Origin of the sequence: Paenibacillus sp. SC116, assembly GCF_024733555.1 — a bacterium.
Classification (GTDB): domain Bacteria; phylum Bacillota; class Bacilli; order Paenibacillales; family Paenibacillaceae; genus Paenibacillus_B.
Genome location: NZ_JANIOF010000001.1, coordinates 2,576,734 through 2,599,100, shown reverse-complemented (window position 1 = coordinate 2,599,100; position 22,367 = coordinate 2,576,734). Strand labels below are relative to the sequence as shown.

The following is a 22,367-nucleotide window of genomic DNA, read 5'->3' as shown; positions in this document are numbered from 1 at the left end:
AGATGTTATTGAAAATGCTGAAGAAAGATTTCGCTAGGAAAAAGAGTATCACGATCGTATTGTTTTTGTTCATATGGCTGTCTGCTGTACTCGTATCCGCAGGTTCCAATATGATCGTTGAGTTATCGAATTCATTGACCCACCTATTTTCCCAGTCTAAGGCACCGCACTTTGTACAAATGCATGCGGGTGAGATTGATCAATCAGCTATTGATAAGTGGTCATCCACGAACAAGCAGGTGAAAGAACAACAAACGGTAGAGATGATCAATATTGACGGTTCCAACTTGTTTTTAGGAAACAAAGGCGAATCTGAGAAGAACAGTGTCATGGATATTAGTGTCGTTATGCAAAACAAATCCTTTGACTTACTGCTCAATCTAGAAAGTAAAGTGATTCAAGTATCAGAAGGCGAAATTGCCGTACCGATCTATTATAAGCAGCAAAATGATATGAAGATTGGTGATCAAGTAAAAATATCGGCTCCACCGTTTGAAAAGGTATTTACGGTTGTTGATTTTGTAAGAGATGTGCAGATGAACCCATCGATTATCCACTCCAAACGCTTCGTCATCCATCCATCTGATTACGACTTCGTCAAACAAAACTATGGTGAACTCGAATACCTAATTGAATTCCAACTCCACGATTTTAGTACACTCAATGAATTCTCCCAAGCTTATCAGGCTTCCAATTTGCCGAAGAAAGGCCCCGCCATTGATCTAACCTTATTCAAAACCTTAAATGCACTAACAGATGGCGCAGTAGCGGCAGTCATTATATTTGTGAGTATATTGCTTAATATTATCGCTATTCTCTGTATTCGATTTACGCTGCTTGCGACGATTGAAGAGGATTATCGAGAAATTGGTGTATTGAAGGCAATAGGAATTAGCTCACGATATATTAAAAAAATATATTTAACGAAGTATGTAGTCTTGGCTGCGATCGCAGCCGTTGCTGGTTATGTCACATCTTTATTCCTTAACCAATTTTTCACGGCAAATATTTTGCTGTACATCGGGTCTGCGCCTAAAGGCATTGTAGACTATGCGATTTCTATTGCAGCCGTTGCGGTTATCTTCTTCATGGTTGTCTTCTTCTGTAGATTGGTACTGCGCAGGTTCAATAAAATTTCGACGGTTGAAGCGCTGCGTTCAGGCAGTATCGGTGATGCGAAAATGCATCGATTCTCCCCTTCTTTGCACAAGAGCAAGCTACTTGCAGTTCCCATCTTCCTTGGTATAAAAGATGTGTTACAGCGGTTTAAGATGTTCCGCTTGCTGCTCGTAGTCTTTTTAGTCAGCTCCTTTATGATTATCGTACCGATCAACTTCTTAAATACGATTCAGTCACCAAGCTTTACCTCATATATGGGAATTGGCCAAAGTGACATTCGTATCGATTTGAGGCAGTCCGATGACATGATAGCAAGGTACTCAAATATGCTGGAAGTCATCCAGAACGATAAAGATGTTTCACGCTTCTCTCCACTCGTTACAAGTCAGTTCAAACTGATCAATAGTGAGGGAGTCGAGGAGAATATTAGTGTAGAAACAGGTGACTTTTCGATCTTCCCACTTGATTATGTAAAAGGAAATGCGCCAACCAAGGAAAATGAGATTGCTCTTTCCTATGCGAACAGCAGCGGGCTGGGGAAAAATGTTGGCGATGAACTTCGTTTTATCGTAGATGGTCAAGAGAAAAAGATGGTCGTCAGCGGTATTTATCAGGATGTAACGAATGGCGGAAAGACGGCAAAAGCACTGCTGCCATTTAATAAAGATAATGTACTGTGGTATGTCGTCAGTCTCGACTTAAAATCACCTGAGCTCATGCAGCAGAAGATGGCGGAGTATGAGAAAGCATTCTATCCGGCAAAAGTAACGGATCTAAAAGGTTACATCGACCAAACGCTAGGTACGACGATCGAGCAGATCAGGCTTATTACGGTGGTCGCAACGCTGATCGCGGTGCTGGTATCGATTCTTATTACTTCGTTATTTATTAAAATGGTCATTGCCAAAGATAATGCGCAAATCGCTATTATGAGAAGCGTTGGGTTTGGATTGAAAGAAGTTCGGGTGAAATACGTGACGATGTCGTTGTCTGTATTGATAATCGGTATTTTACTTGGCACGATCATATCCAATACGGTAGGCCCAATGTTGGTCAGCACGTTGATGTCCTCTTTCGGCGCGTCTCAGATCGAGTTCATCGTTGATCCTGTTAAAGCATACTTGCTTAGCCCGCTCATTCTTATCCTCGTTGTTACGATTACAACGTTATTGAGCATTTTGTCCATTAAGAAATCCAGCGTAGCTTCGCTGATTGCCGAATAAGGAGGAAGACGATGAGTATTCTGTTGGAGTCGAAGGAATTAAGTAAAACATTTGTGGTCAGTAATAACCAAGAGAATCATATTCTTAAAAATGTAAATCTGACGATTGAAAAGGGTGAGTTTGTCAGTGTAATGGGCCCATCTGGTTCAGGAAAATCCACTTTACTGTATAACATCAGTGGTATGGATCGCATGACATCAGGCAGTGTGGTGCTGAATGGGCAAGAAATCTCGGCACTTACAGAACAAGAGCTGGCAGATGTAAGACTGGAGAAAATGGGCTTTATTTTTCAACATATTCACTTGTTAAAGAACTTGAATATTATCGACAATATCGTGCTCTCTGCTTACATGAACAATAGCACCAGCCGCGCGCAAGTTAATGAACGAGCGCGGCAACTCATGAAGCGCACAGGAATTGCCGAACTGGCTAACAACGATATTACGCAAGCATCTGGCGGTCAGCTGCAGCGCGTCGCCATTTGTAGAGCGCTTATCAATAAGCCGGAAATTGTATTCGGCGATGAACCGACTGGGGCATTGAATTCCAAGTCAGCGTCGGAAATTATGGATATTTTAGCGGATATCAACGACGAAGGAACGACGATCCTTCTTGTTACGCATGATGTGAAGGTAGCAGCGAAAAGTGAGCGCATTCTGTTCATGCTGGATGGAAATATCGTAGCAGAACAGCGTCTTGGCAAGTATTCAAGAACGGGGGAGGATATCAAAGCGAGAGAAAATAAATTAGCGCACTGGCTAATGGAGATGGGCTTCTAAATGTGTCATTCAAAGGTCGGATCGACGAAAGGGGCTACATATGGAAAGCGTACAGAACAAGTCATTCAATAAATTTCTTATCGTATGGATGGGTCAGCTAATTGCTTCCATAGGTGCTGGTTTGACTGCTTTTTCTCTGGGCGTATATGCATTTGAACAGACAAATACGGCAACCAGCGTCGCAATTGTTTCCTTATGCTCGTTCCTGCCTAATATCTTGTTACGGCCAATCGGTGGTGTGCTGGCGGATCGGTTTGATCGACGCTTGATGATGATTATCGGAGATTTAGGCGCAGCGGCAGGACTCGTCTTCATCTTGCTAATGCTGATCTTAAACGGCAACATTGCACTTTGGAGTATCTATGTTGGCGTTACGGTAAGTGCTATATTTACAGCACTACAGAGCCCAGCCTACAAGGCATCTGCCACCGATTTGCTTACGGAGGAGGAATATTCGAAGGGAAGCGGATTGCTGCAGCTGGCCGAATCGGCAAAATTTTTATTTTCTCCGATTCTTGCAGGTTTCTTATTAAGCATTACGACGATTAGTACCGTTCTCGTTATTAATATTGCTACTTTCCTCGTTGCAGTCATCGCGGTAATAGTCGTTAAGCGAGGGATGCAGGTTGCTTCCAAACAATCTGCATCTCAATCCTTTATGCAAGAGCTAGCAGATGGCTGGCATGAAGTAACTTCTAATAAAGGTGTACTACTACTAGTAGTCATCGTATCGATTATTACGTTTTATCTTGGCTTCCTGCAGACGTTGATTGGACCAATGATTCTTTCCTTTGCCGATGCGCAGACGCTTGGTACATTCCTATCAGTAAGTGCCATCGGAATGCTGCTTGGCAGCATCGTAATTGGTCTATTCAAAGTAACAAAACAGTACGTACCGATGTTGGTCATAGGGTTGGTTGTTGCTGGTGTTGCCTTCTCTTTGCACGGTGTAACCACGAATATTTACTTTTTGATCGCGGCGGGATTCGTGTTTTTATCGGCATTGCCCTTTATTAATACGAGTGCAGATGTGCTTGTGCGGAGAAATATCGATAATGAGAAGCAAGGCAGGGTATGGGGCATTATTGGTATCCTCTCACAGCTTGGTTTTGTCATCGCGTACAGCCTAGCTGGTTTACTGGCTGACCGTGTGTTTAACCCATTATTGCAAGAAGGAGGATTGCTCGCTTCAACGGTAGGCCAATATATTGGTACCGGTCCTGGCCGAGGAATCGGCTTGCTATTTATTATTTCTGGCATATTCGTGGTTATCATCGCGGTAATTACGTCTAGAATCAAGTCAATCCGCGAGCTAGATGTCAATCATGATGTTTCGAATCACAGTATGTAAGTTGTATGCTTCATAAACAGAGAAGACCCGCTAGCGTCTATGCCGGCAGGTCTTTTCCTATTTAGTTGGTATAAAAATATAATTTCTCCACCATTTTATATATAAATTTTGATATAGTAATATACAAAATTAGATAAAGAATTGGATAGAGTGGAGGCGTGGCATGGAAACAAAACATAACCCGTATGCTGTAGGCGTGCTGGCAGCTGTAGTATCTTATATCTTGTGGGGTGTCCTTCCGATCTATTGGAAGGCAATCGGCTCCGTTCCCGCAGGAGAAGTGTTAGCACATCGTATTATTTGGTCGCTATTGTTTATGATCGTGGTTCTTCTGCTGCTTGGTAAGTTGAAGATAGTCATCGAGGAAATCAAACAAGTGTTTACCGATAAAAAGATGGCCATTCGAATCATTCTTGCTGCTGTCGTGATTAGTGTAAACTGGCTTGTTTATATTTTTGCGGTGGAAAGTGATCGGGTTATTGAAGCGAGTTTAGGCTATTACATGAATCCGCTCTTTAACATTTTTCTTGCTACTATTTTCTTAAAAGAGCGACTGAAGAAGCTGGAGTGGTTATCTGTTGCTATCGCGGGAGTAGGGGTTCTGGGACTCGTGCTGTACTATGGATACTTCCCATGGGCGGCTTTAATACTTGCTGCCACTTTCAGCTTTTATGGTCTTATGAAAAAGACAGTCCCAATTAGTGCTTGGGCAGGATTAACGATTGAAACGCTGATTATGGTGCCGATTGCGCTTGTCTTCTTGTTCGGTTTCGAAAGCTCACCATCGTTTTGGGACAGAGATGTAACGACGATATTTCTACTAATCGGCGCTGGCGCAGTAACGGCTGTTCCCTTGTTGTTGTTCGCTGCGGGAACGAAGCGTATATCGTTTACTTTGGTCGGGTTCCTCCAGTATATTGCACCGACAATTATGCTTGGACTAGGGCTGTTTCTATTCAATGAACCATTTAGCACTCCGCAATTGTTAGCGTTTATGATGATCTGGTTAGCGCTTCTTTTATTTACATACTCTCGATCGAAAGAACTGTTGCTTCGAAGAAAGCAAGAACCGCAGCTTGCTGTTCATAAGAAGTAGCCACATAGTCATTCTTCAATAGTGTTTCAAATAAAAAAGAAAATCCATTTAAAAAGGAGAGGGAATTTATCCTCTCCTTTCTTTTGTTTCTAATATTATCCTACTTTGATGTGACATCGTCTGATATAATCTGGAAGTTGTCTATGTACATACAAATAGGGGAGATGTGTAAATGAAGAGATTGCTTAGTCTATCTGTCGTCGCGCTTCTATTGGCGCTCTGCACGGCAGGAATCGTTTCGGCAAGTTCGCCAGCAAGTAAACCGAAGATTGTATCTGTCATTGATAGCGACACATTTTTGTTGGATGATGGAGCTTTGTGGAGAAAGGATTTTGACGGTGCACGACGGAATCAGTTTAACCTCGTCTCCATTGAAGAAACAGACATGGGGGGATGGGGGTTAACTGCTGGAGGGAAAGTGGTTAGTTGGGAATATATTGGAAAGTCAAAAGAGCTTCCATATATGAAGGAAGTTGCCCAACTGAGCAAGTATGGCTATTGGCTCAAGAAAGACGGTACGGTCTGGAATCATGACGAGGAAGTTGCGGGGCTGTCCAACATTAGGCTGCTGGATGCACGTGATGGTATGCTTGCTGCATTATCACATAGTGGTGATATCTATACGAAACAGGGGTCGGGCAGACCTGAGTTGATTGCAAATGTACCAAATGCGGTATCCGTACATGTCAACACATATGATACTATAGTGGTGGATAAAGAGGGAACTGTCACGCATTATGCTCCTTTTCAAAAAGAACCGTTAACCGTCACGACGGATGCAGTCAACGTACAATGGTATGAGCCCCAACAACTGTTAATTACGAAAAAAGACGGCACGGTCTGGGTATCAGATCGTACGAATAAATTTGAAATGAAGCAAATTCATGATCTCAAAGATATCGTGAAGATGTCTAGTTCCGATTCAGACAATCGTATTTACTTCCAGCAAAAAGATGGCTCTTGGAATGTTTTTAGTGAAGAGGGCATACAGAAAATGAAAGTACCTGAAATGAAAAGTATTAAGCTGATCGTTACAAGACCGACACCCAATGTAGGTGATCAATTTTTAATTGCAGTAGAAGAACAATATACGAATGGTTATACACATAAGCGATATCCAAAGAATGATGAACTTGTTATCGATCAACCACAGCTGATCGAGAGGATTCCTGACAATAAATTTAAAGCTCGTGCTGTTGGCGAAACAGGTGTAAAAATAACGGCAAATGGGTTGAGCAGCCAAGCGAAAATTTCAGTGAGTCTAGATGAGCCGCTGCAAAAAGCGATCCAAAAAGACGGTGTTGTCTACCTTCCACTAAAATCCGTGTTCCAAACTATTGGAGGTAAAGTAACTTCCGTTCCTAGTACGAAGGAACATCATATTCAACTAGGTTCCAAAAAAATCAAGCTGCAATCGGGTAGTAAAATTGCAACAGTTGATGGTAAGGCATACACCATGAAAGGCGTTGTGCAAACGGCTGGTGGTACAACGGTTTTCCCTGCAGAGCTGCTGAAGCATATTTTGCAGGCGACTATTTCATGGGACAATCAATTAAAGCAGGCTATTATAAAATTTGGCTCCGCGAAAATGATCGTTCAATCTGATGAAACGGCTAAGGTCCAAAAGCGAGCTAAACAAGGTGATTTGGCCAAATATATTGGTAAGAGCTATTGGATTAATCATTTCCAAGGTTGGGAGCGTTTTAATAAACTAACCGTGACGGACATCGTTCCAAAGGACACGTTCTATACGGTCGTGTTCAAGCATGCTAATGGCAAAACGCTTACGAGTTATCCAATGAGTGCTAGCGAAGTAACGTGGTTGTTCAGCGATCAAACTCAACTATTGAACTATGATCCATATAAACGTTATAAATGGTCTAAATCGATATGGGAAAAAATTAAGAAAGAAAGAGTAGCTACAGGGATGACCAAGGAGCAGGTACTCATGTCTTGGGGAAAACCAAAACATACCTCCTATATTACAAGCGGCAACCTTACGGTAGAATCTTGGGGATATGGAAGTGGTTCAAGCCTTAGCATTATTACCTTTACAAATGGAAAAGTAACAGGCATGTATCAATAACCACAGCAAAAACGAAAAGGGGGTGTCCCAAAAGTCATTTAACATGGCCCTTGGGACACCCTCTGTCTATCCTATAGTACTGTATTAACTCTTGGATGTACTTCGTTCTTTAGCTGCTTTTGGTTTTTCCCAGCGGAAGATCGCATTTAATCCTTTATAGATTAATTTGGATTCTTTCGTTAGGAGCGGTCCGAGAACGGCCAAGATTAGTACATATAAGGCGGCAAATGGTTGGATTTTAGGGCTTAAGGAAGCCGCAATACCAATATTCGCAACGATGATTGAAAACTCACCACGTGACACGATCGTTAGTCCGATATTAGCAGAAGCTTTTCTAGACAATCCAGCACTTTTTCCTGCGAGCATGCCTGCAAGGAAGTTACCGAACAACGTAAGTGCAACTGCACCAAGCGTAAGTCCTACTGCTCCACCTAATGAGCTAGGATCAATGGTTAGACCGAAGCTGAAGAAGAACAATGCCCCGAAGAAATCACGGAACGGTAGAATCATGTGCTCAATACGCTTCATATGCGTTGTTTCTGCCAGTACAAGACCGAACAGCAATGCACCAATCGCCTCAGCTACATGAATCGTTTCCCCTAATCCAGCTACAAAGAACAATAATCCGAAAATGAGAAGGATAAATAGCTCGTTAGATCTAATATCCAATAATTTGTTCAACAGCGGCGCAGCTTTTCTGCCTGCAACAAGGAATAGAAGCATAAATCCAAGTGCATAAGAAGCAGAGAGCAATACTCCCACTAAGGAAGATTCATCGCTTAGAACAAGACCAGAGAGGACAGAGAGATAAACCGCAAGGAAAATATCCTCATACATAATGATACCGAGTATCATTTCTGTTTCTGGGTTGGCCGTCCGTTTCAAATCTACAAGTACTTTCGCTACGATTGCACTGGATGATATCGTCGTGATTCCCGCCAGAACCATTGTCTCAGCAAATGGGAACCCGGCAAGAAAGCCAAACGCAAGTCCGAGCGTAAAGTTAATAGCAATGTAGATCGTTCCGCCGACCGCAATTGATTTCCCTGACTTGATCAGTCGTCCGACAGAGAATTCTAATCCTAAATAGAAAAGTAAAAATAGTACACCTAATCGACCCAAAAAGTGAATCGTCTCTGCGCTTTCTATAAATCTAAAATCAAGCACACCGAGTTGTGGAGCATGAGGCCCTACAGCCATACCGACTAAAATATAGAAAGGAATGACGGAGAAGCGAATCTTGGTAGCCAATAAACCTGCTAGGGCAATGAGAATGATGGCTAGTCCAACTTCAAGAACCAGGTGATCCATAATTACCGACTCCCGTTCTGTAACATAGCTTTAAGGGCTTTCATCTGCTTGCGTTCCCCAGCAATAACAAGCATTGTGTCAGCTTTGAAGACGTATTCAGGACCAGGATTAATATGTTTCGTTTCTTTCTCAATTGCTGCAATAATCGTCGTTCCAGTCGATTGACGAACGTTAGTTTCGCCGATTGATTTACCGATGCAAGTCGCATGAGGCTCGATACGATACCACTCAATTATCAAATCATCAAGTGCAACTTCGATCGTCTCTAGCGCTTTCGGTTTGTACGTCATGCCCCCGATAATCGCTGCCATTTGGCGAGCTTCTTCATCTTCGAGCGAAACCATGGAAATGCTCTCATCTGGATCATCGTAATCAAAATGATACAATTCGCGGCGCCCATCATCATGAATAATGACGACAAACTTATCCCCACTTCTGGTTTCCATTTGGTACTTTCTGCCGATTCCTGGTAGATCCGTTTCTCTAATGTTCACCCGTTTTAAACCTCCTGTCGAAAAAAATGATATTACCATAAACATTATAACCTATTCTAGGCGCGAGATAAACATTTAATGTAGGGGGATTCAAACTTCATATCAAAATTCGTCTGCGATGCTTTAAATAGGTTTAGTGATGAAAGAGAGTGCATTTATTAGTAGAAATAGATTGATAGGGGTGTAGGAAGGGGAGTTTAATAGAAATTCGAAAGTAGATAAGTAATATTTGGTAGTTGAGCAATCGTATAAATAGAATAGGGAAGGACGAAAGGAGAAGGCGCATTCTGAATTGGTCTCACGCATAATTTGGGTTGTTTCAATATACGATACACAGCGCCGATTTATATCGGCGTTTTTTTGTTTAACGATAGTTAGTAAATGCCCTATTCGATATGAAGAAATTTTCATAAAACTTAACAAATTGTAAATCCATATTCCTCCAATCATGATCTAATAAATGTTAGAGGGAAGGGAGAAACCGATGCGACATGGATATACATAAGCTCGTGAAACAGGCACAAAAGGGCAGCGACAAAGCATTTCTAGAAATATTTCAGCAGTATGAAGGAGCCATTTTTCGAGTTGCCTACATGTATGTGAAAAACAAAGATGATGCCTTCGATATTGTTCAGGAGACTGCGTATCAATCGTATAAGTCAATTGGCAGCCTGCGAGAGCCGCAATATGTAAAGTCATGGATGACGAAGATTGCTATCAATCAATCGATTCATCTATTGCAGCAACGTAAAAAGATTATACCGTTCCCGCCTGAGTTCACGGAGCAGAATAGTGGAAGCGTGTCAGCAGTGGATGTACCTCTTGCCGTAACCTTGCAACAAATGTTAGATGAGTTAGATATAAACGAGAAAAAGGTAATTCTATTAAAATTTTATAAAGGATATACCATTCAAGCGATATCCGATAAATTGCAGCTTCCGTTGGGATCAACGAAAACGATATTGTATCGTGGGTTGGGCAAGCTGCGGAAACGAATGAAACGAGGAGGGGTCTTGTGAGGGGAACAAGTAGGAAGAATTATCGATTTATCGTACTATTATTGGCGTGCAGTGTGTTCGCTGCGACACCTGTTCTGGCAGCTAGTAAAAGTATTGACAATAATGGCATGGACAATAAAAAAGAATCTCAAGTGGTTACGTATGCTGACCTGGATCCTACTATTAAAAAAGCAGCAGAAGAAGCAATCGAGCAGTACGGAAACGGAAAAAATTTCAAGCTTGAGAGAGCAACCAAAGGTGAATTTTTTACAGGGAAAGCTGCGATTGAACGATGGTTAGTTGAAAATAAAGAGCGGAGTGCTGCTATATCAATCGATGCCGGATCAGGAAAACTGCTTTCAATTTCGCTTACGTTTGCTATTTCAGAGCTAACAGGTGACTATGAGAAATACTTGAAGACAGCACAATTGGCTGCTAAGCAATTAAAGGCAGATACTCCTTTTGCAGGAGCGCGTATAGATATCTCAAACGTCCAATCGAATAAGCGACAGACACTTAACTTTTTCACAAAGGATGAACAATTTATAGAATTAGATCTGAAAACGAACAAGCCGACGTCTTATCGCTTTGCAATCAAGAAATCTAATGTCGATGCAAAAGTTATGAGGGCAGCTGAGCAGGCCGTAAAGGGCTTGGGGAGTAAGTTGCCCTTTACGCATATTGAGCGGTACACCAACTGGGGACCTTTAGGAAAGGGAGAAATATGGGATTTCAAAAGGAAAAAAGAAGTTAAAAGTATAGATCGTGATAAATATTCATATTTAGCTATCGATAAGGGGAAGAAGTATGCTATTGAATCTCAGGTTGTTATTGATAGCAAGACAGGGGAGTTAATTTCTGTCTTTGCATTGCCAAAGACAGACAATCAGAAGCAAGTTCAATTGACACAGGACAAGGCTGTTGAGAAGATACTGCCTGTTGTTAAGAAATTGTTCGGCATCGATTTGTCCACTTATCAAGTGAAGGTCGACAAAGCTTCAAGTGATTATACGTTCAGTAGTGGCAAACAATCTATCTTTGCTTCATTCGATGAATATGGAAGTCTCGACCGCATGGCACGACATGTAACAAAGTAATTTGCTTGCTGCTAAGAAAAAAATAAGGGTGGGAGGTCCCCTTATCTCTCCCACCGAACTTTGCATATTCTCCTCTATGTAATTGTTCTTCTTAAGATAATCCTCGAACTGAGCCATCGCTAGCTCCTTATCTCCTCATTTCTTCTTTTATAATGGGAACGGCTATTTTCGTTATAAATTTGGATGGATGTCGGCTTACATCTGGCTGGAGATCCTTTGCATCATGAGAACAACTATTATGAACATTTTTTGCTGAGGGTTGTTTTTCACTCTATTCCTTTCACTTTATTTAATGATTCAGAGTTTCCATTTGGTTGAGACGGAAATGGAATTCACTTACCAAATGATCTCCCTGAAACTTTGAATGATCAAAATTTTATTTAAGGAGTGTTCATATGAGTGCTACAGAATATGCGAAATTAGCAAGATGGTACACACCTGCAAACGGAGTTACAGGTGTAAAAACCACGATGACGATTCCATCTACAGCTGCTATTAAAGGTAGAAATGGCAATGGTTTTATCAATTTTTATTTATCAGCAGATGGCTCGGGACATCATGTGGAGTGCGGAATTTCAACAAGCTATAAGCATCAAGGTGACAAGTGGCATTGGTTTTATACTTGGGCGCGTGTTGGAAGTGGTGGGGATGATACTTGGAGCTTTAGACCAGGTCAGATCGTTCCTATTGAGTTATCTATTAACGCAGATAAGACAGCGATGGACTATATTGTAAATGGCGCAATCGTCAAATCATTTCCCGGTACCTATAGTAGTTTGACGGGTGTAAGACTTGTTGTTGGTGCGTGTGATCAGAACTTTCCTGCGGGGCGTGTTCCTGACCCACTGCCAGATTGGGCGACTACACATGATTCCGTTATATGCAGTGATTTTCAATACAGAGACTCTTCTGGAAGTTGGATTACCTGTACAGCAAGCAACTCTACTCCTCCTACACCACATGGTTCAGGCAATTCGAGTGGGGAAGTTCACTGGCCCACTCCTGCATCGAAATACTCCCATAAAGGACAGCCGTTTGAATATAGTCTGGAGATTTCACCAGGCACGCTGGTAGCTTCGCTTCCAAAGAGTGTGTGATAGGTAAAAGGAACAAAGCAAGAAACGATAGGGCTGATATGGCTTTGTCGTTTCTTTGCCTTTTCTAAGTTGGTAAAATGGCTTTCTATCCCGAGTGAAAGGATGATTATTTATGGACAAACAGCTGCATGAATTAAACCGAAATCGAACCATTCCCATTTTTAATTGTGATTACGACTTATTTGATACACATTTGGAGTTCTACACCGCTATGGGATTCGAGATGAGTTATTATCAAAAGGCTCCTTATCGTTTTTCATCCGTACAAAAAGACGGAATTGGAGAGTTTAGTTTTTACGGTGTTAAAAAATTCGAAGAAGAGGGGAATATAGGCGGCTGTTATGTGGTTGTGCCAAATATCCGAAGCATTTATGAAGAACTGAAAGCAAACTTAAAAGCGTACTATGGTAAAATTCCATCCAAAGGCACGCCGAGGTTTTCAAGGTTAAATCAAACAGCCGAAGACTGGAGAGTTAATATTACAGATCCCGCTGGAAATACGATTATCATTGGGGAAAGCTTAGGGGACTCAACAACCTTAATGAAGAAAGAGGATGAAAGAGTGAAGGCACTTGAATCCAAATTTGAAAAAGCATATACGCAAGCTTATCGTTTTGCCTATTCAAAAGAAGATTATTTAGCTGCTAGAAATACAATTGAAGCTGCGCTGCTTAAGTTCAAAGAAGATGTAACGAATGAACTCCTCTTTAAAGCCAAAGTTTTGCAAACGGAAATTTATGTTTTGTTGGGCCAAGCGGATAAAGCGAATGACGCATTACAAGAAGTCGAAAAGATAACTTTAACGGCAGATGAGCAAGCAAATGTGAAAGAATCTATAGAACGCCTTCAAGAACTACGCGAGGAGTTATTCTAGGAGGAAGCGGTTCAGGTGCTCTTTTCAAGCAAAGAAAGCATCCCGACTGGAAGTAGCCTTCTATGGGATCGGGGAAGGCTACCTTTGATGTCTGATTTAAGGTACCAACGTAGCGCTTGGCTACAGGGAACTAACGGTTTTGTTATGAATGCGACGGAAATACATTTAAAATTCTAGGTTTAGTTCTTTATAATTATTCTTTGTGTAGTTGTAGCCAGAGTAGACTGTCAATATAACTGCAACCATCATTATTGAATAATCAACCGGAAAGTCCGTGAAGTAAGTAAACGGATAATTACCTAATAATACAGCTGCTATACCCACAACCTGAAGAACAAGCTTTACTTTCCCGTGTTTATCTGCAGCGAGTGCTATTCCTCTTGCGGCAGCTAATATCCGTATGCTAGAAACAAAAATTTCCCTTCCAATAATAACTACTGCAATCCATGAGGGAATAATATTGTGTTGTACCATCATGATTAGAGCAGCAGAAACCAATAGTTTATCTGCAAGAGGATCCAATAATTTCCCGAGGTTCGTAACCATGTTGTATTTCCGCGCTATATATCCATCTAATTTATCAGTAGCAGATGCGATAATAAAAATAGAAACTGCCCAGTAGACCCCATATTCATTCACATAGTTTATAATTGGGTATTCATCTGCCATCCATGATGGATACTGTTGATAGGCCAACATGAAGAAAGGTATAAGGCACATTCTTATAATTGTAATTTTATTAGCAAGGTTCATAACAATAGCCTCCTAGTATCCTTCTTAAGTTTCGACAACAATATAGCATCTACAAATTTCGTCTTCTCATAAAAATATTCCTTTAATAATCCCTCTTCCCTAAAGCCTGCTTTCTCCAATACTTTTCTTGAGCTGATGTTCTCACTATAAATTAATGCCTCTATTCGATTTAATTCAAGTACTTTAAATCCGTATTTCACTACTGATTCAATTACTTCTACCATATAACCATGACCCCAATGTCAATTTTCTATTAATTCTTCTGCTTGTTTCATATCTGTAAAGCTATCCAAATCATAGAATTCAGTAACTTCATCTTTTGAAAAGTAATCGAATAACTCAATTGCATCTTCAAGCCGTAATTGTCGTAGTATTAATCTTTCGGTTTCAAGTATTGGAAAGCTCATTAGGTTATTACCTCGCTTTAAGGTCATTTCGTCTAACGTCTTATTCACGAACCCCGTGGAATATCCTAATATATAGCATTCGCGAAAATATTAAGTTATCCTTCCCATGCCATTTGTGCTACTTATTCGTTATTTCTATTTAACGGATTGTCACTTTCTTCGTTTAGCCAATTTTTTTGCTTGTACAACAATTCTTGTAAGCAGTAGTATTATTCCAGAAGTGCATCATATTACTGCCTAGAAGAATGGGAGTCTCACATCTTATGACATCCGTATGGAACAAACTACGCCGTATACCAGTAGCCATCATTTGCTTATGGACTGTGCTATTGTTCGTCTTATTTGCAGTGCCGTTATTTGATATTCGTACGGAACAATGTGCGGTAAGCGAAAAGGGGATTATGGATTTTTCCTCATGTAGTATGGAGAATGAGGGGCCGATCTCCATCGATGGATTGTGGGAGTATATCCCCAGTCAGCTGCTCTTATCAGAGCCTATTGATTCTGGGAATGCTGCATTTGTTAGGCTCCCGCATCAATGGAATCCTAACGGATGGAAACCATTTCTCGATGACGATGTATATTATGCGACCTATCGCATAAAGCTCAAGCTGCCTCCTAATTATCGCAATTATGCGATAAGGGTTACGAATGTAAAGACGGCGAGCAAGCTGTATGCCGATGGAGAGCTGATTGGCTCGACAGGACAAGTAGGCAGCAGCTCAGATAGCTCGACACCTTATAATCGACCGTATAATGGGTATTTTTCGGCAGATAGACAGGAAGTTGAGCTGGTGCTGCAAGCATCGAACTTTGATTTTTATGCGAATCAAGGTGTATCAGAGCCGATTTATATCGGTACACCGGATGGAATACATACGATGGAGAAGCGCAAGGGCTATGTGGACATATCAACAATCGTATGCCTGTTGTTTATGGCGATTTACTTGTTCGGGGAAAGTCTTCATAGGCGCGAAGGGAAATCAGGTATGTTTTTCCCGCTGTTTTGTTTTTTTAGTGCTTTGTATGTTGCTTCACATGGTGAAAAAGTGCTGCTGGAATTTATGCCATATCTATCATTTGAAGTGAATGTAAAAATCCAGCTTATATCGGGTGCTGCTGCCGGCTACTTCATCACGGCTCATATTTGTCATCAATTTCAACCGTATGCATCCGTTAAAGTTCCCAGAGTAATCGGCGGATTAACATTGCTTATCACGTTGATGGCCTTATTTACTCCGATGAGCTTTTTTTCTAGATTCACGTATTTGCTGTTACTAGTTCTTACAACAGTTGTTGTCTATATGATGGTTGTATCTGTAAAGGCAGTACATCATAAATTAGCTGGCTCTATGTATATGTTTATTAGCATGCTGGCCGTCTTGCAGGTCATTCTATTGATGGCACTCAAAGTCGTGTGGGTCGGAACGATTACGCTTATGCTGCCCATTGGTATCCCTATTTTTGTGCTGTCGCAAGGGTTGTTCTTTTCCAGCCGATTTACGTCTGCGTTTAATCGTAGCAAGCAATTGTCAGAACAACTGGCTACACAAATGAAAGATCAGGAGCAGTTTTTAGTCCGTACGTCTCATGAACTGAAGTCTCCATTGAATGCGATTATTAACATTAGCCAATCCATGATTCATGGTTCAGGAGGTCAACTGAATGCAGCACAGCAGTTTGACTTGCGCCTCGTAAATGGTACAGCACAGCGATTAAGCTACCTTGTAAAAGATATTTTGGATCATGAGCAAGTAAAGAACGGTAGAATTCGACTCCATACCGAACCGGTTGATCTGTATCGAGTGGTGTCAGTCGTATTGGATATATTTAATCGTTTAAATCATAACGATGAAGTGGAGTTGCGAAATAACGTTGAACCTGGCAAGCATTATGTCATTGCCGACGAGAATCGAATCCTTCAAAGTTTGTATAACTTGCTGGACAACGCACTTAAACACACTCCATCTGGGTCGATTACGGTGTCATGCGTTCATCAAGGCAGTTGGGAGTCGATTACCGTAACGGATACGGGAGTCGGCATGGAATCGAGTCAGTTGGAGCGAATATTTATGGAATATCAACAGCTGGAGCGAAAAGGATTTATCGATACAACGGGGATTGGAATCGGATTGTCGATTACAAAGCAATTAATTGAACTGCAAGGGGGACATATTTCGGTTCGATCTGCCCCTGGTGAAGGCAGTGCCTTCACTTTTGTGCTTCCATCTGCTAATTCCAGTCAACAGGCTGTGGATAGCAGTGTTAGGAGTACAGACAATCCTTACGAAGCATTCTTCATAGCCAATCCTGTTCAGGAGCAGTCATCAGTTATCGAACTGTCTCTAGCAGGCGAATTAATTGCCGCATCAACAGCGGATGCATGGAATCGCAAAGCTCGTATTTTACTTGTAGACGATAATTACGCCAGCTTAAAGGCACTTAGTAATTTGCTCGAGATTGAAGGGTATATTTGTGAATCGGCAAGGAGTGGAGAAGCTGCATTGGAGCTGTTGAAGGACGGCAATCGCTTCAATTTGTGCATTATGGATGTTATGATGCCAAAAATGTCAGGATTCGAACTGTGCCGAACGATTCGCCTACAATATCATTCTCTAGAGTTACCGATATTGATGGCTACAGCAGGCTCGAATGTGCAATTAAATTTAGCTGGATTTGAGGCGGGAGCAAATGACTTTATTCATAAGCCATTTGATTGGACGGATTTAAAAGGGCGTGTAAAAACATTAATTCAGCTTAAAGAAACAGCTGTACAGTTAGTTCATTCAGAACGGGACATGCTGCGTGCACAAATTAAGCCTCATTTTCTATTTAACTCGATCAATACGATATCGTGGATGAGTAAACGAGATTCTGATGAGACGAGAAGGTTGCTGCATGCACTAAGTGATTTTTTACGAGGCAGTTTTGATTTTGATAACCAGGCAGATAAGGTCTCATTTACAGAAGAGTTGGCGCTTATTAAAGCCTATGTATCACTGGAACAAGCACGCTTTGGCGAACGGTTACATGTGGAGTACGCGCTGGAAGTGAAGGATTTCCTTGTGCCGCCGTTGCTGCTGCAGCCGATTGTGGAAAATGCAGTTCGTCACGGTCTTATGGAAAAAGTAGAAGGTGGTACAGTTATCATTTCCTCCCGTAAAGTGGGGGAATGGATTGAGCTATCTGTATTGGATGATGGGGTAGGAATAGGGTTGGACGAGATTGAATTGGATGTAACGGCAGCTTCGCCTCAACTGGACGGTAAACGGAAAGGTATCGGGCTTGCCAATATTAATAGTCGCTTGAGAAATATGTATGGAACATCTTTAGATATTCGTCGTCATGAGAACGGAGGAACTGTAGTAACGATGAAAATACGTGCAGAGAAGGGGAGCATATGACCTATCGGATACTAGTTGTAGATGATGAGCTGCCTGCATTAGGTGAGATGGAAGATATATTGAAAGATGAACCGTTGGCAGGGGATATCACTTTATTTTCACATGCGCAGCAAGCGTTAGAATGGGCGCTTCACAATGAGCCGGACATCGTGCTGTTGGATATTCAAATGCCAGGAATTACAGGTCTGGCGTTTGCAGAGCAGCTTCTTGAGCAGAAGCCTATGATCGAAGTCGTATTTGTAACAGCTTATAATCAATACGCAGTCCAAGCTTTTGAATTAAGTGCTATCGATTATATATTGAAGCCTGTCAAGCCTGAGCGATTACAGAGAGCTCTGAGTCGCATTCATCGTCGACATTCTAGTATTACATCTAGGGAGAAGTTACAACCGCTACTACGTAAAGAAGATGTGCAGCAGCAAATGGCAGATCTATCATCGATTCCTATTGTACCAGTTGCAAAATCAATGGTACCAAGTATTTATAGTCTTGGACAATTGCAAATCCAATCGCCTGCAGGTCTTGTAAAATGGCGTACACTCAAAGTTGAAGAATTATTTGCTTATTTACTATATAAGAGTGCTGTTAGTTTGGATCAAATTATTACGGATGTATTCCCTAATTCGGATCCTGATAAAGCGAAGCAATATGTGCATACGTGTGTGTATCAGCTCCGTCGTGCATTAGCGGAGAAGGAGCTGCAAGAACATATTCACGTTTCGTTTCGTGATCGAATGTATCGCTTACTATTGACAGACGTATGGCACGATAGAGACGAACTTCTAAATCTTCAAACTCAGCAATCCAGTGTAGAGGAATTAGAAGACAAGCTAGCCTTATATCGTGGTGATTGGTGTGAAGGGTTGGATAATCTGTGGATGAGTGTGCATCGCGAAGAGCTGCGAGAACGATTTTTGTGGCTCATGCAAGATATGATTAATCATATGAAAAAGCAAGGAGATTATCGGAAAGCCATTCCTTGTGTGCGCAAGCTGCTTAGTCTTGAGCCTTGGAACGAAGATTACGCGATGCAGATGGTGCAGATTTACGTTGATAGCGGGGAAAAGGCGAAAGCAAAAGGTTTTATTCTAGAATTTAAGGAGCAATTTGAAAGAGAGTTGGGAGAAGCGCTGTCCCATGAGTGGGATGAGCATGTTAGTCAGCTGTTTAACGAAGAGCATGATCTCAACTTCTGAGAGTGGTATGTATCATTACTTATCTCATACAGAGTGTCATATAAAAGAAAGGACTGTCCGCTTACAAGCGGGCAGTTTTTTCTATATCAGATAATTCGTATGGAGATAGAAAGAATTTTCAGTGTTTGTTCAGTGGCCATGAATATGATGATTCCTAGGGACTAGGAATATATACCTATTAAAATTCATGGCAAAGGGGTTTGAGAAGTGGTAGTGAGAAATCTTAATTTAAGACGAATATATGCTCTCGTAATAGCTATAGTCATGGTCAGTTCATTGGTGTTGACACCATTTGCAAATAAGGCAGAGGCTGCTCTTGAACAGCGAACAATCGGTGGGAAGCTAATAAATGGTGTACAGGAGCCATTAAAAGTTACGGTAAGTAATAATGGTTCGCTTGCTGCTTACTTGTGGCAAGGAAACAGCTATATAGGTCAATATTTTTCTAATACGGGTTGGGGAACGACTTTGTTCTATACAGAGTCGGGTACGACTACAAGATATTTCTCTCCTTACTACGCCGGTGGAGGTAGTGTGAAGAGTGTCCCGTTGGGTGAAGGCGTCGTTACGATGCCTAACCCAGATACGATTGTAATCACATGGCTGCTCGATTCCGGCGACTTGGAGCTGAAGCAAACCATCTATTATCCTCAGAACGAAAGATATATGGAAAAAGAATGGTCGATTGAAAATAAATCAGCATCTAAATCCTACAGCAATCTCAAGTTAATCCATGGTGGAGATACTACGTTTGGCGGGCAAGATAGCGCAATGTCCTATTGGGATCCGCTCTTGAACATGGTCTACGTTAAAAATAATGATATGTCCCTTTTTGGTTTAATGGGCTTTGCAGGGAAAAATACCTCTCCTGCAGATCAATATTATAGTGGAGACATTGGGAATGGACATAGGCAGGTAACCAATGGGAATTTGCTGAATACGTCGAACGCAAATTATACGGATGCGGGTTATTATTTACAATGGAATTATCCAACTTTAGGTACGAACGGTAAATGGGTCATTCAATCCACTGAGACGTGGACGACTGCGGGTGCTCTGCAAGTTATTGCGCCTCCTTCACAGACAACTGCTCCTAGTAGCAAAGTCTCTTATCAATTTAAGCTTCAAAACTTCCAAAAGGAAGCAGATATATTTGATCTATATGCAACTTCCTCAAGAGGATGGAATGTTACCGTAGTAGAAGGAACAAGTGTTGAGGTTTCTGGTAATGGGGCTATTAAGACGGTTAACATTGAGCTGTCTGTTCCGGCTGGGGCAACAGGAACAGACACACTTATGCTGACAGGAACATCTCAGAAGAAAGCTGAAGTTACCAACGTCGGCAGCGTAACAACAACGATCGATGCTGCGATGCCAGCGATCTCTAGTGTGACTGTTGAGCCCAATAAAGCGGCGAAAGGCAAGGCAATCCGTGTGCCAGTTGCTATTCAGACAACGAATGTGCTGGATGGATCAGCGGTACAGGTTGAGCTGTTAGATGAAAATAAGCGTTCGGTATCTCCTGCGATTACGGTTAGCGGAATCGTGAATAATAACGGTGCGGTGGTAAATCTCCCCGTCTCAGATACATTGGATATAGCTAACTACTACATTAAGGTTAAAGTTACAGGTGTAAGCGCGATTCATAGTTCGACGCTGTTCAAGGTGACAGAAAGCGATAATGCGGATCTCCTTCATTTAACGGTCTCACAAGGTACATTGAGTCCTTCGTTTGAACCAAGCGTCACGGATTACACCGTATCGGTTACAGATGATGTATACGATATTAGTGTAACGGGTGCCGTTTACGATAACCGTTCTACGTTGAAGTTGAATGGAGTAGATATAGACAGCAATCAAGCTTCTGCTCCCATTGCTCTGAAAATTGGCGACAATGTCATACAATTTGAAGTTACAGCGCCAGATGGCACGACGAAGAAGACGTATAAGGTTAACGTGAAAAAACAACCGAGCCGAAACGCCCTGTTGTTGAATATGACCCTTTCACAAGGGACGATAAAACCTGCATTTGCTAGTGGAACGACTGCATACGAGGTGACAGTTGGACATGATATTACTCAATTATCTGTTACCGACCTCGTGTATAGTCCGAAAGCTCACCTTTCAGTGACAGGGGCAACGTATGATCCACTTACAGGCGGTTATGTACTTCCGCTTCAAGTAGGGGCGAACGAGCTGAAGGTAATTGTGACGGCAGAGGATGGTAGTACGCAAACGATTTATACGATTAAAGTGATTCGCCAGTCCAAGCAATCTTCTAGTTCTGGTGGAGGATATTGGCCTGTTGCTCCAAACAAAGAAGAATCAAAGGAACAAGATAAAGATTCGGGCAAAGATAAGCCTGAATCCCAATCCGTTCAACATAAGTCCTACATGAATGGATTTAAAGATGATACATTCCGTCCAAATCAATCGATTACACGTGCGGAACTTGCTGTTATGTTGTGGAAGCTTAGTCAGGAAGAAGCGAAATCTTCCCCTGCAGCAGAGTCTCTATTCAAAGATGTTCAACCAAGTCATTGGGCATTTGCAGCTATTCAATCCATTAGTTCTAAAGGAATTATGATTGGTGTAGGTGAGAACGGGTTTGAACCGAATCGTCCGCTTACTAGAGCGGAGATGGCTGCAACGGTTGCTCGTTGGAAGCGGCTTACGTCTGAAAAAGCTAGCAGCTTTGAGGATGTGCAAGGCCATTGGGCAGAGAAGCATATTGCAGCACTTTCCGAAATTGGAGCCGCTCATGGCTACAAAGACGGAATGTACCGACCAGATGCTTCGATTACGAGAGCGGAAGCAGTAACGCTATTAAATAGATTGATGAACCGTGGGCCTTTGTTGGAAGTAGTCCAACCAACATGGAAGGATGTTCCGACAACACATTGGGCATATGGGGATATTGAAGAAGCTTCGCAAGCTCATATTGCTGAAGTTATCTCTGCAAAGGGTGAAAGATTCATTTCGAAGTAACCCATCTACTAATTGATAAGTTTGAACAATAAACCGTATAACAACCCGCAAAGCAGCCATTGGCACTGGTGCTATTTGCGGGTTGTTGCTTGAG

16 protein-coding genes and 1 pseudogene are annotated in these 22,367 nt (G+C 41.8%); 12 read left to right on the top strand and 5 right to left on the bottom strand.

Going from position 1 to position 22,367, the window contains the following annotated elements; translation table 11 throughout:
* Positions 1–2: 2 nt before the first annotated feature.
* The 5 genes from NQ117_RS11350 to NQ117_RS11330 all read left to right on the top strand — a co-directional run bounded on the left by NQ117_RS11350 (position 3) and on the right by NQ117_RS11330 (position 7,654).
* Positions 3–2,342, top strand: a complete 2,340-nt coding sequence (locus NQ117_RS11350) for an ABC transporter permease (protein WP_258278044.1) — start codon at positions 3–5, stop codon at positions 2,340–2,342.
* Between the two features lie 11 nt (positions 2,343–2,353).
* Positions 2,354–3,121 carry an ABC transporter ATP-binding protein gene (locus tag NQ117_RS11345; RefSeq protein ID WP_258278043.1) on the top strand — a complete coding sequence of 256 codons (768 nt, stop codon included), beginning with the start codon at positions 2,354–2,356 and terminating at the stop codon, positions 3,119–3,121.
* Positions 3,122–3,161: 40 nt separating this feature from the next.
* The gene (locus NQ117_RS11340) at positions 3,162–4,472 is read left to right on the top strand and encodes an MFS transporter (protein WP_258278042.1); all 1,311 of its coding nucleotides are present in this window, start codon (positions 3,162–3,164) and stop codon (positions 4,470–4,472) included.
* A gap of 163 nt (positions 4,473–4,635) precedes the next feature.
* Positions 4,636–5,568 carry an EamA family transporter RarD gene (rarD, locus tag NQ117_RS11335; protein WP_258278041.1) on the top strand — a complete coding sequence of 311 codons (933 nt, stop codon included), beginning with the start codon at positions 4,636–4,638 and terminating at the stop codon, positions 5,566–5,568.
* Positions 5,569–5,740: 172 nt separating this feature from the next.
* The gene (locus NQ117_RS11330; protein WP_258278040.1) at positions 5,741–7,654 is read left to right on the top strand and encodes a stalk domain-containing protein; all 1,914 of its coding nucleotides are present in this window, start codon (positions 5,741–5,743) and stop codon (positions 7,652–7,654) included.
* 84 nt (positions 7,655–7,738) lie between these two features.
* Here NQ117_RS11330 and NQ117_RS11325 read toward each other — a convergent pair whose 3' ends face one another.
* Together NQ117_RS11325 and NQ117_RS11320 are read right to left on the bottom strand one after the other, a co-directional pair.
* Positions 7,739–8,965: a cation:proton antiporter gene (locus tag NQ117_RS11325; protein WP_258278039.1), complete on the bottom strand. Its 1,227-nt coding sequence runs from the start codon at positions 8,963–8,965 to the stop codon at positions 7,739–7,741.
* A gap of 2 nt (positions 8,966–8,967) precedes the next feature.
* Positions 8,968–9,459, bottom strand: coding sequence for a cation:proton antiporter regulatory subunit (locus NQ117_RS11320; protein WP_258278038.1), 492 nt, complete (start codon positions 9,457–9,459; stop codon positions 8,968–8,970).
* 491 nt (positions 9,460–9,950) lie between these two features.
* Here NQ117_RS11320 and NQ117_RS11315 point away from each other — a divergent pair, with 491 nt between their 5' ends.
* The 4 genes from NQ117_RS11315 (at position 9,951) to NQ117_RS11300 (ending at position 13,525) form a co-directional block, all read left to right on the top strand.
* Positions 9,951–10,478: an RNA polymerase sigma factor gene (locus tag NQ117_RS11315; protein ID WP_258278037.1), complete on the top strand. Its 528-nt coding sequence runs from the start codon at positions 9,951–9,953 to the stop codon at positions 10,476–10,478.
* Positions 10,475–11,554, top strand: coding sequence for a hypothetical protein (locus NQ117_RS11310; RefSeq protein WP_258278036.1), 1,080 nt, complete (start codon positions 10,475–10,477; stop codon positions 11,552–11,554). The genes NQ117_RS11315 and NQ117_RS11310 overlap by 4 nt, the downstream gene beginning before the upstream one ends.
* Positions 11,555–11,949: 395 nt before the next feature.
* Positions 11,950–12,651, top strand: a complete 702-nt coding sequence (locus NQ117_RS11305) for a hypothetical protein (RefSeq protein WP_258278035.1) — start codon at positions 11,950–11,952, stop codon at positions 12,649–12,651.
* A gap of 112 nt (positions 12,652–12,763) precedes the next feature.
* Positions 12,764–13,525 (top strand): VOC family protein, encoded by a 762-nt coding sequence (locus tag NQ117_RS11300; RefSeq protein WP_258278034.1) that lies wholly within the window; start codon positions 12,764–12,766, stop codon positions 13,523–13,525.
* Positions 13,526–13,690: 165 nt separating this feature from the next.
* Here NQ117_RS11300 and pgsA read toward each other — a convergent pair whose 3' ends face one another.
* The 3 genes and pseudogenes from pgsA to NQ117_RS24040 form a co-directional block, all read right to left on the bottom strand.
* The gene (gene pgsA, locus NQ117_RS11295; RefSeq protein WP_258278033.1) at positions 13,691–14,278 is read right to left on the bottom strand and encodes a CDP-diacylglycerol--glycerol-3-phosphate 3-phosphatidyltransferase; all 588 of its coding nucleotides are present in this window, start codon (positions 14,276–14,278) and stop codon (positions 13,691–13,693) included.
* Positions 14,275–14,508: pseudogene (locus tag NQ117_RS24045) on the bottom strand (GNAT family N-acetyltransferase); the annotation flags it as partial. The gene pgsA and the pseudogene NQ117_RS24045, both read right to left, overlap by 4 nt.
* A 12-nt stretch (positions 14,509–14,520) precedes the next feature.
* The gene (locus NQ117_RS24040) at positions 14,521–14,733 is read right to left on the bottom strand and encodes a GNAT family N-acetyltransferase (RefSeq protein ID WP_309137866.1); all 213 of its coding nucleotides are present in this window, start codon (positions 14,731–14,733) and stop codon (positions 14,521–14,523) included.
* Between the two features lie 215 nt (positions 14,734–14,948).
* On the opposite strand from NQ117_RS24040, the gene NQ117_RS11285 reads away from it, so the two are divergent.
* The 3 genes from NQ117_RS11285 (at position 14,949) to NQ117_RS11275 (ending at position 22,273) form a co-directional block, all read left to right on the top strand.
* Positions 14,949–18,089: an ATP-binding protein gene (locus NQ117_RS11285; RefSeq protein WP_258278032.1), complete on the top strand. Its 3,141-nt coding sequence runs from the start codon at positions 14,949–14,951 to the stop codon at positions 18,087–18,089.
* Entirely contained in the window at positions 18,086–19,285 is a 1,200-nt protein-coding gene (locus NQ117_RS11280) for a response regulator (protein ID WP_258278031.1), read from the top strand. Before NQ117_RS11285 ends, NQ117_RS11280 begins: the two co-directional genes overlap by 4 nt.
* A 207-nt stretch (positions 19,286–19,492) precedes the next feature.
* Entirely contained in the window at positions 19,493–22,273 is a 2,781-nt protein-coding gene (locus tag NQ117_RS11275) for an S-layer homology domain-containing protein (protein ID WP_258278030.1), read from the top strand.
* Positions 22,274–22,367: the final 94 nt, after the last annotated feature.